We start from the raw sequence: 10,477 nt of genomic DNA on the forward strand, positions 1-10,477 counted from the left end.
ATGGTGCAGCAAGCCCCCATGCCAGCTCTCCCTCTGGTAGAGCCTCATGAACACCGACCCTTCTACCCCGGAAAACGAAGTCAATCTCAGTGCGCTGGGCCGTGAACTGCTCGGCACGAATGAAGGCGGCAAGCCCTCCGGCCCGTGGGTGCCTCCCACGGCGGAGGAACTGCACAAGCTGCTGCCGGAATACGAGATCGTGAAGATGCTCGGGCGTGGCGGCATGGGCGCGGTTTACATGGGACGGCAGAAGTCGCTCGACCGTCCCGTGGCCATCAAGATCCTCTCCACGGACCTCGAAAATGCCGATCCCAGCTTCGCGGAGCGCTTCAAGAATGAGGCGCGTGCGATGGGCAAGCTGAACCATCCAGGCATTGTAAAGGTGCATGACTTCGGCGAGACGGCGGGCGGACTGCTCTACATCGTCATGGAGTATGTGGAGGGGACAGATGTGGCGCGCATGATCGCCAAGGAAGGGCGCCTGCACACTGAGCACGCGATGGCCATCACTGCGCATGTGTGTGATGCTTTGGCCTACGCGCACGAACGTGGCATCATCCATCGCGACATCAAACCGGCAAACATCATGGTCGGCTACGATGGCGTGGTGAAGGTGGCGGACTTCGGCCTGGCGAAGATGACGCACTCCAACGCCAGCGGTCTCACCCAAAGCGGCGTGGCGATGGGCACGCTGCACTACATGGCACCCGAGGCGCTCATGCTCGGTAGCGCGGTGGATCATCGTGCGGACATCTATGCGGTGGGCGTCATGCTCTACCAGATGCTCACCGGAAAGCTGCCCAAGGGGATGTTTGAACTCCCGAGCCTGCTCGTGCCCGGCCTCGATCCGCGCTACGATGGAATCATCGCCAAGGCGCTGCGAGAGGAGCGAGAGGAGCGCTATCAAAGCAGCCGTGAAATGCGCGATGACTTGGACAACATCCTCACACAAGCCGTGGCAGAGGTGGAGGCTCCGAAGGAGAATGTTCCCCCCGCCCAGACTCCTGCGGCGTTACCCACGCACGCCAGGCCGCATCAACCCGGAGGACGCAAACGTCATCAATCACCGCCGCCCGCAGCAGCACCGTCGCAGCCTTCCATGCAGTCCTCTGGGGCTTGGCCCATCTGGATCGTTTTGAGTGTGCTGGCTGTTGGCGGCGGTCTCGTCTGGTTCCAGTCAAGCAGGGCATCCTCTGCCACAACGGCGCATCAAGACGAGACAGCAGTTAATAAACCGCCCTCTAGTTCAAGCGATGGAACAGGATCATCAGCCGACACCTCCCATGCAAAGCCGCAGGCATCCCAACCTGACGTTCACACATTGCACGGGATCACCAAGGACAAGCCCTTCGTGAACTCCCTCGGCATGAAATTTGTGCCGGTGCCTGGGACGAAGGTGCTTTTCTGCATCCATGAAACACGCAGGAAGGACTATGCTGTCTTCGCTGCCGAATCATCTAATGCGGGTGAAAATTGGAAGTCTCAGACCTATGACGGTCACACTTTCACGGATCGACCGGGCGATCATCCTGTGGTGAATGTAAGATGGCCGGAGGCACAAGGCTTTTGCAACTGGCTCAGTGTCAGGGAAGGAGCGCGCTACAGACTTCCCAAAGACGCGGAGTGGAGCGTAGCCTATGGTGGCGAACCGCATACGCGCTGGCCATCGAAGAAGGTTTCGCCCACAGGGGGCGGGAGCGGCACCCTTTATCCTTGGGGGGCTGATTGGCCGCCTCCGAGCGGCTCGGGCAACTTCAGCGACCAGAGCCGGAGGCGGCAGGCACCGAAGACCCGGGCGATTTACTTTGACGACTATGACGACGGTTATCCAACCACCGCTCCAGTGATGAGCTATGCACCGAATCGACATGGTCTGTTCGACATGTGCGGAAACGTATGGGAGTGGGTGGAAGAACGTTTCGACCCAGATCGAGAATCCAGGATTTTCCGCGGCGCATCATGGAACAATGCGGACACCAACAGTTTCACGCTGAATTGGAGGACGCGTTTCAATGCGGTGGATCGGGCCGGCCCCGCAGTCGGTTTCCGTGTCGCTCTCGAACTGCCGCAGCAATGAGCCGAGGTCATCCTTTAGGTTTGCTGCAGCAACTCTTTACAATCCAAAGATGAAGGATGCCGCGCATCTTTCCTGACATGACTGATGAATCCGCACTGGCATGCAGCCTGAAATCCGCTAAACAAACTGATCATCTCGACGCGTGCCCATGAGTGACGAATCACACCCGCCCTCATCCCAAGGATCCGGCAGTGGCAGGCCTGCTGCGTGGGAGCCTCCATCTCCAGAAGAACTGCAGAAACTGCTCCCGAAGTATGAGATTGCGTCATTGCTGGGACGAGGTGGCATGGGGGCCGTTTACAAAGGTGTTCAACGATCGCTGGAGCGGGCTGTTGCCATCAAGATCCTCTCCGCCGAGTTGGACGAGCGGGAGCAGGGCTTCGCGGAACGCTTCAAGAACGAGGCGCGCTCCATGGCGAAGCTGAATCATCCCGGCATCGTTGGCGTGCATGACTTTGGACAGACGGCTGGCGGCTTGCTCTACATCGCCATGGAATTCGTGGCCGGGACGGATGTCGCGCGCATGATCGCCAAACAGGGACGGTTGCCACCGGATCATGCAATGGCGATTACCGCGCACGTCTGCGACGCCCTGGCCTATGCGCATGGCAAAGGCATCATCCATCGCGACATCAAACCGGCGAACATCATGGTCAGCTACGATGGCGTGGTGAAGGTGGCGGACTTTGGGCTGGCGAAGATGACACATTCGCAAAACACCGGTCTCACGCAGAGCGGCATGGCGATGGGGACGCTGCATTACATGGCGCCTGAAGCATTGATGCTGGGCACGGCGGTGGATCACCGCGCAGATATCTACGCCGTGGGTGTGATGCTTTACCAGATGCTCACAGGCAAACTGCCGCAGGGAATGTTTGATCCGCCCTCCAAACAGATCCCGGGGATCGACACGCGCTATGACGCCATCATCGCCAAGGCAATCCGTGACGACCGCGAATTGCGCTACCAGAGCGCCGGTGAAATGAGGGCTGATCTGGATGTGATCCTGACGCGGCCCGTGGTGCATGTAGATGAGGGGCTCGACGAGGCCCCCCCCGCGCTGCCCACTGGGGAACGGCCCCAGCGCAGCACCACGGTCAACGATTTGGCCGGACGCGCGGGGCAGGTCGAAGAGTCGCCCCCGATGCACGACGTGCCCGAGCAGCCGGCAACGTCGCAGCAACAGCCAAAGCCTGGGAAAGTGCCGTGGCTCGGATTGGCCGCCGCCGTGGGCATCCTTGGCACAGTGCTGGCGTTCTTTTTCGCAGGGAGGGGCACGAAGCAGTCGCAGACTTTGGTTCCACCACCCGCCCCCGCGCCAGTGATTGCCGCAGCGCGGTCGCCCGCGACGAGATGGCCGCAGGATGAGCATTTTCGCCGGGAGGGACGATTCCGCATCTGGTCCTCGCTGCCAAACGACCCCGTCGTTGATTTGACGAAGCTGCGTGGCGTGGAGGGAGCGGCACAGGTGCTGCTCCACGCCACCGGCTGGGTGGTGCGGCTGGAGGACGGTTCGGTGCTGACCTCTGGTGGAGAACGCTTTGCGGGCATCCGCCGAGTCTGCCACGGCTGGGGTTCAGAGTTCGGCCTGATCGACAACTCTGGAAAGCTGCGGGTTATGGCCGGTCGCAAGGTGCCAGAGGATGGCCCTGCCATAAAGGACGCATTCGTGTCCACGCCAGTGACCGCAGTATTGAGGGAAGACGGCAGCCTGGGTGTCTGGGGCAGTGGATTTGACGGTAAAAAATCAGGCACCAACACCGAATGGAAAGAAAAGCCATCCGTGCCCGCCGGACGCAAGGCGCAGGCGCTTTCGGCTTCCGACCTTTCGCTCGCGCTGCTGCTGGATGACGGGAGCCTGCGGGTGTGGGAGAGGGACCTCGGGCAGGTCACCCTGCCGCAGGCCTTCAACAAGACGCAGTTCTCCTTCGCGCATGTCAATCGCAGCCGCATCTTTGCCGTGGATGCCAAGGGTGTGCCTTATTCATGGGGTTTCAAAGACGAAGGCAAGGGCCCCAACAAGCCAGCATTCATGAAGGACGCCGCCTCCCTGTTGGCTGCTATCGGAGGCGTGGCCGCCATTGATAAAAAGGGGCAGGTGAGTGTTGATCGCCCATTCTTCGACAAGGCACGGGGCGTAGAGTGGATGCTCAGGCACGTCGGCCAGGCAAAGCCGGGGCTGGTGACGATGTATCTCTCGGTCAGCATGCCAACCGTCGCCCGGCTGTTCTGGTATGACGACCGGCCGCTCGACGCTCCGATGGAAAAGCTGCTGACCGATGACCCGCTGCCGAACACGGTGGTCAGCACTGCGCTTGCCACCAAAGAAAGACCCTTCGCCAACACTCTTGGAATGAAGTTTGTTCCTGTGCCGATCATCGGTGGACCCACGCATGGAAAACTGGTGCTCTGCAGCGTGTGGGAGACGCGTTGCCGGGACTACGCGGCCTTCATCAGAGAGCATCCGGGCAGGATATGGGCTGATCCAGTTGGAATGAACAACGTGGGGGATCATTGCCCGGCTTTGATGGTAAGTTGGAACGACGCTCGTGATTTCTGCGTCTGGCTGACTAAAAAAGAGCGCGAGCTTGGCGTCATTGGGCCAAAAGACCAGTATCGTCTCCCCAGCGACCATGAATGGAGCTGCGCGGCCGGCATAGGAGAGCTGGAAGATGCCAGCTTGGGGCCAAAACAAAAGGATGGCCATATCAAGATCTACGAATGGGGCACACAGTGGCCCCCGCCCAACGATGCTGCAAATTTGCGGGGAGAAGAAACCGCCCCATGGCGGAACCAAAAATCCATCCCAGGATTTCGTGACAGGTTTTCGGGGCTGTCACCAGCGGACAGCTTCCCCGCCAACCGGCTGGGAATTCGTGACTTGGGCGGGAATGTCGCGGAATGGTGTGTAGACAGGGATGGAGCAAATGCTGTGATGCGTGGGTCTTCGTGGGAATGGGAAGAGGCCAAACACACCCTTTCCGAGAGGAATTGGGCGCCCGTTGACAAAAACACGATCTACATGGGCTTCCGCTGCGTGCTCGAAGTTCCGGATGGCAAGGCTGCACCGGTGCCCGCACCTCTGGTCTCCAAGCCAACGCCGTCCATCGCCCCCACGCCATTAGCGCCTGCCAAAGCGGAGGTCTCCGTTCTGTCGCTACCGGAGGTGCGCAGCCGTGTGGCAAACTACCAGAAGACCCGGCACGACCAGCTCGCTGATCTGGCAGGCAAGTATCGCAACGCACTGACTGCCGCGAGAGATGAGGCAAAGAAATCCGGTGTGCAGGCCGATGTGACCGAACTCGATGCCGCCATCGCCCGCGCCAATGCACTGGCCGATGAGATCGAGAAGAACCTCGCAGCCACCTCTGTCAAGCCGCTCACTGTGCTGCCGCCGCTGGGATCTCATGTCCCGCAGCGTCTCAAGGATCTCCGCGCCATCTTTGACCGAGAGTTGGTGAAGATCGAGAGTACACTCGTCTCCGCCCTCGATCAGTCGCTCCTGGTGGCGCAAACGGATTTGGTCAAGGCTTCGGAACTTGACTCCGCCAAAGCTTTGGAGACGACGCGAAAAGAAATTGTGGCGGCATTTCCGAAGCCAGTCCCGACGACCTTGGTGGAAACGAAGCCTCCGGCATCAGGCACCCCAACGGCCACCTCCGCAGTGCCTGCCGTTGCTCCCACCTCTGTGCCTCAAAGCAGTCCGTCCAAAGCGGTGACAGGTCGCCTCAGAACTTGGTGGCAGACGCCGCCCAAGGGTGATGGCCCACTTGGATCATTGACGGAGTGGAAGCACGCGGACGTGCCAAAGCAGGCATATCCCGGCAAGGTGGGGGATTTGACCGATTTTGTCGCGGTTCACGCGGCAGACAGAGGCATCGTCGGAATCCGATCCAACGGCGAGGCAGTGCAGGTCATTTCGGTTTACAGCAAGGATGGAGAACCACCTGATTACCGAGCCACAACCTACGCTGCGGCATCAGGTGCCCGGTTCGTCCGATTCGACCGGTCGGGTGACGAGGAGATCTTGATTGATGACAAGGGTGGGTGCCGCATTCTGAACAGAACGGCTGCGACTCAAGCGCCGGGAATCCTCACGGGTGTCGTCGACGCGACCAGTGATCGTGGGGTGAGTCATGCGCTTCTGGCCAACCATTCCCTTCTGTGGTGGGGACGCGAATACGGCACCGACCCGCTCAACACCCGCTGGCCTGCGCCACCTGTAAGCGCGAGGAAGGATATCATCGCGATCTCCCAGAGCGCGGACCTTGCAGCCGTCTTGAAGCAGGACGGCGAGCCCGTGGCCTGGAACAAGAGCGGCGGACTGAGCATCAGTTCCAAAGCCAAGGGATGCACGGATGTTGCCGCTTGTGGAAGAACCGTTTACGCCCTCACTGGCTCGGGAGACGTGATCGTGGCCTACTCGTCCCAAAGTTCGCGAAAAGGGCGTGTGGTGCTCCAGAATGTTGCATGGATCAAACCGGGTGGTGCGGCGTTGTTGGCCGGACTTCGGAGTGGACTGATCGTGACGGATCCAGAGACAGAGAAGGCGGAACCATCTTTGAAAGCGATACTTCAGGTTGTCGGCAGCCCACCCCCAGAGGCCATCGATTTGCACGCCAACACCGTGGAGATGATCAAACAGCAGATTTCGGCGACTGGCAGAATTGATTTGCAGCTCGCTTGGATTGAGCCTGTCGCCCCTGTCGTGTCTCCTCCGACCTCCACAGCCCCGGCATCAGGTGCCTCGGCACAGGTGCCCGTCTCCACCTCCCAAACCACAGCCGTAACGCCCAACCCGTCCTCGACTCCTACAACAGTCGGCCCAGCCGAAGCCACAAAGGACTCACCCTTCATCAACTCCCTCGGAATGAAGTTCGTGCCAGTGCCGGAAACGAAGGTGCTGATGTGCATTCATGAGACGCGAAGACAGGACTACGAGGTGTATGCCGCCGCGAATCCTGGCGTGAATGCGGAATGGAAGGCGCCCGCTTATAAACACAAGCCGCTTAGCACGGCGGGTGATCATCCTGTTGTCATGGTGGATCGCGCCGACGTGTTGGCTTTCTGTGAATGGCTGACTGCCCGCGAGGGCGTGCGCTACCGTCTGCCGACCGATCGTGAGTGGAGCTGGGCTGCAGGCTTGGGTGGCAAGGAGTCCTCCAATGGCACCCCCTACAGCCTGAGCATGGAAAACAGAGGCCTGCGCTACTGGGGGGAGGAATGGCCTCCCACAAAGAGTAACCTGGGCAACTACTCCGACAAATCCTACAAGGAGATGTTTGCCAATGCCAACGCCGTCGGCGGCGGTTACGCGGACGGTCATGCCCTGACCTCCCCGGTGATGAGTTTTCCCCCGAACCGGCTCGGAATCTACGATCTCGACGGCAATGTCATGGAACGCTGCCAGGACTTTTTTAACGATCCGGCGGGTGAAAAAGATCTGGCGCGCGGCAGCTACTGGGCGGCTTGGAATCCAGGGCAGTTGCTCATTTCCCACCGCGAGACCCGCGGACTCGTGAAGCGCACCACCCACTGCGGCTTTCGTGTCGTCATCGAACTGCCGTGACGCCTCGAACAAACCTCACGCGAAGTTTTTTCCACTTTCCCTGTAACCGCCCCGCCTGCTTTCATTAGTCTCTGGTAGAACCTCATGAGCACGGACCCTTCTACCCCGGAAAACGACCCGAATCTCAGTGCGCTGGGCCGCGAGCTGCTCGGCACGAATGAAGGCAGCAAGCCCTCCGGCCCGTGGGTGCCTCCCACCGCCGAAGAACTGCACAAGCTGCTGCCGGAATACGAGATCGTGAAGATGCTCGGCCGTGGCGGCATGGGCGCGGTGTACATGGGCAAGCAGATTTCATTGGATCGCCCGGTGGCGATCAAGATCCTCTCCAACGCCCTTGAGGAGGCGGATGCCAGCTTCGCGGAACGCTTCAAGAATGAGGCCAAGGCGATGGGCAAACTCAGCCATCCCGGTATCGTCGCCGTTCATGACTTCGGCGAGACGGAAGGCGGGCTGCTCTACATCGTCATGGAGTACGTCGAGGGCACCGACGTCGCGAAGATGATCGCCAAGAGCGGCCGCCTGCACACCGAGCACGCCATGGCGATCACGGCGCATGTGTGCGATGCGCTGGGCTACGCGCACGAGCGAGGCATCATCCACCGCGACATCAAACCGGCGAACATCATGGTCGGCTACGACGGCGTGGTGAAAGTGGCGGACTTCGGCCTGGCGAAGATGACGCACAGCCAGAACACCGGCCTGACGCAGAGCGGCATGGCGATGGGCACGCTGCACTACATGGCCCCGGAGGCCTTGATGCTCGGCAGCGCGGTGGATCATCGCGCGGACATCTACGCGGTGGGCGTGATGCTCTACCAGATGCTCACCGGGAAGATCCCGCAGGGCATGTTCAAGCTCCCGTCGTTGCAAATCCCAGGTCTCGACCCGCGCTACGACGGCATCATCGCCAAGGCGATCATGGAGGACCGCGAGGCGCGTTATCAAACCGTCCGCGAACTGCGTGGAGACCTCGACGCCATCCTCACCCAGCCGGTGATCAAGGTGGAGGAAAGCGCTGAAGCAGCCCCCGCCGTGCTGCCGACCCAAGCCCGGCCACAGCGGCCTGGTGCACGACAATCGCAGCGCCCACCGCAGTCTTCCGCTCCTCCACCACCGAAAGCCAGATCCTCCGGCGCATGGCTGGTCCCAGCGGTGCTGGCCGTCCTGGCGCTCGGTGGCGGGTGGTGGTGGCTCGACAGAGAAGGGCCCTCCAGCAACAACCTGCCACCGGTTCCCGAACCTGTGGGCGTGGCTGAGGCCGAGCCTACGGCAAATTCGCCCGCCAAGACGACTTCCGCAATGCCGGTTGCATCAGCGCCGGCTCCCGCAGTCATGGAAACAACGAAAGAAACAGCCACGGATAGCACCCCTGCCTTTTTTGATGGCAAAACGCTTTCCGGCTGGACCACGCATGGCACAGCAGTTTGGCGGGTGGAGCAGGGGGGCATCACCTCAGACAGCGGCAGCGGCATGGGCACGATCTCACGGTCACTGAGTTCACCCTGGTTTGATCTCACCGGGGATGTCTATGCCTCCGCCGACGGCAATGGCGGCATCCATTTCCAGATCACCGACCTCGTGACCTTCAAAGACGGCCTTGAAGTGCAAATCTGCGGTTCCAAAGCACGAGGCCGCGCAGTAGGTGCAGGCGGCCTCTTCGCCCCCAAGCTCGGAAAGGCCGGCCAACGGAACGGAAAACAGGCATTGTTGCCAGACGCGCAGTTCACCCCCTTCCGCCTCGTTGTAGAGGAGGGCAGCATCCGCTTCTGGCTTGCGGGTGAGCAGGTCTTCGAGGCCAAACACACCCTCCGCCCCGAAATCCGCACCTTGGCCTTCAGCCGCCTCGGCCCCGAAGGCAAGGTCGCCTACCGCAATCTGCGGCTGACGTTGCCGGGAGAAAAAGCCACCAAGCCACCCACCACAGACAACACAGGCAAGTCGTCGCGTATCGACGGTCTCGTCGCCAATGGCGAGTGGCAGGATGTGTTGAAGATCATTGGCGGGAAGTCTGCCATCAACGTTGGCACCTGGAGCTATGACAACCATGTTTTGAAGTGCACAAAATCATCTTGGAATGCATCCATTTCGGTTCCTAGCGAGGCGCTGGCCAGCTATTCGGCACGATTGCGTTTTGCATCCTCGGACTTCAGGAACTTGACCGTCATTCTTCCGATTCCGAAAGGGCGGATGACCTTTGCTGTCGATGTTTTCAGAAACAGGGTGGGCTGGCTCACGCAGCCCGGGCCTTCAGCCGAAAGCTGGCCGTTGAAGCAGAAAGTGGCGGATGGCAAGGAACATGAATTGCTCGTGGAGGTGAGTCCCGGACGATTGCTCGCCAAGATCGACGGAACGCTGGCCTACGATCAGGCCAACCCCGATTGGGATGCCATCAAACCGCTGGTGGGCTATCCGCCGGGGTCAACGGTGGCGCTGGGTGTCGGTGCACACCAGGCTGTTGTGGAGTTCAGGTCCTTCGAGATTCTCATCCCGCTCGCTGCTGTTGGGAAGAACACTCCTGCGCCTGACCCCCAGCTTTCTCCTAACCTTCAACTGCGCCCCGAAGTCGCCACCCGCGTCGCCAACTACCAAAAAGCACGCCACGCTCAGCTCACTGATCTCACTGCAAAATACCGCGCCGCCTTAAGCTCGGAGAAGGACGCAGCCATCAAGAGTGGTGTGCTCGCCGATGCAACTGCCGCGAATGGCGCTCTCGCCGCTGCGGACGCTTTCTCCAAAGTCGTCGAGGCCAGCCTCACCTCGTCCGATGTGGCGCCGCTGCCAGCGCTAGCCGCCGTGGCTGATCCCGCACCGCAACGCCTCAAGGAACTGCG

General features: G+C 60.6%; 3 protein-coding genes. All 3 read left to right on the plus strand.

Features of this window, described 5'->3' with window-relative positions; all coding sequences use genetic code 11:
- Nucleotides 1-46: 46 nt before the first annotated feature.
- Nucleotides 47-2,077 (plus strand): bifunctional serine/threonine-protein kinase/formylglycine-generating enzyme family protein, encoded by a 2,031-nt coding sequence (locus tag KDL09_RS22065; protein ID WP_294390003.1) that lies wholly within the window; start codon nucleotides 47-49, stop codon nucleotides 2,075-2,077.
- A gap of 148 nt (nucleotides 2,078-2,225) precedes the next feature.
- On the plus strand, nucleotides 2,226-7,646 hold the full coding sequence (locus KDL09_RS22070; protein WP_294390006.1) for a bifunctional serine/threonine-protein kinase/formylglycine-generating enzyme family protein: 5,421 nt from the start codon (nucleotides 2,226-2,228) through the stop codon (nucleotides 7,644-7,646).
- Nucleotides 7,647-7,730: 84 nt separating this feature from the next.
- A partial coding sequence (locus tag KDL09_RS22075; RefSeq protein WP_294390009.1) for a protein kinase occupies nucleotides 7,731-10,477 on the plus strand: 2,747 nt, incomplete at its 3' end.

It is taken from the genome of Prosthecobacter sp., assembly GCF_020439865.1.
Lineage (GTDB): Bacteria > Verrucomicrobiota > Verrucomicrobiia > Verrucomicrobiales > Verrucomicrobiaceae > Prosthecobacter.

What these genes read in the sequence shown, in the direction of transcription:
- KDL09_RS22065 (WP_294390003.1), top strand. Translation starts at nt 47, where the DNA reads ATGAACACCGACCCTTCTACCCCGGAAAACGAAGTCAATCTCAGTGCG.
- KDL09_RS22070 (WP_294390006.1), top strand. Translation starts at nt 2,226, where the DNA reads ATGAGTGACGAATCACACCCGCCCTCATCCCAAGGATCCGGCAGTGGC.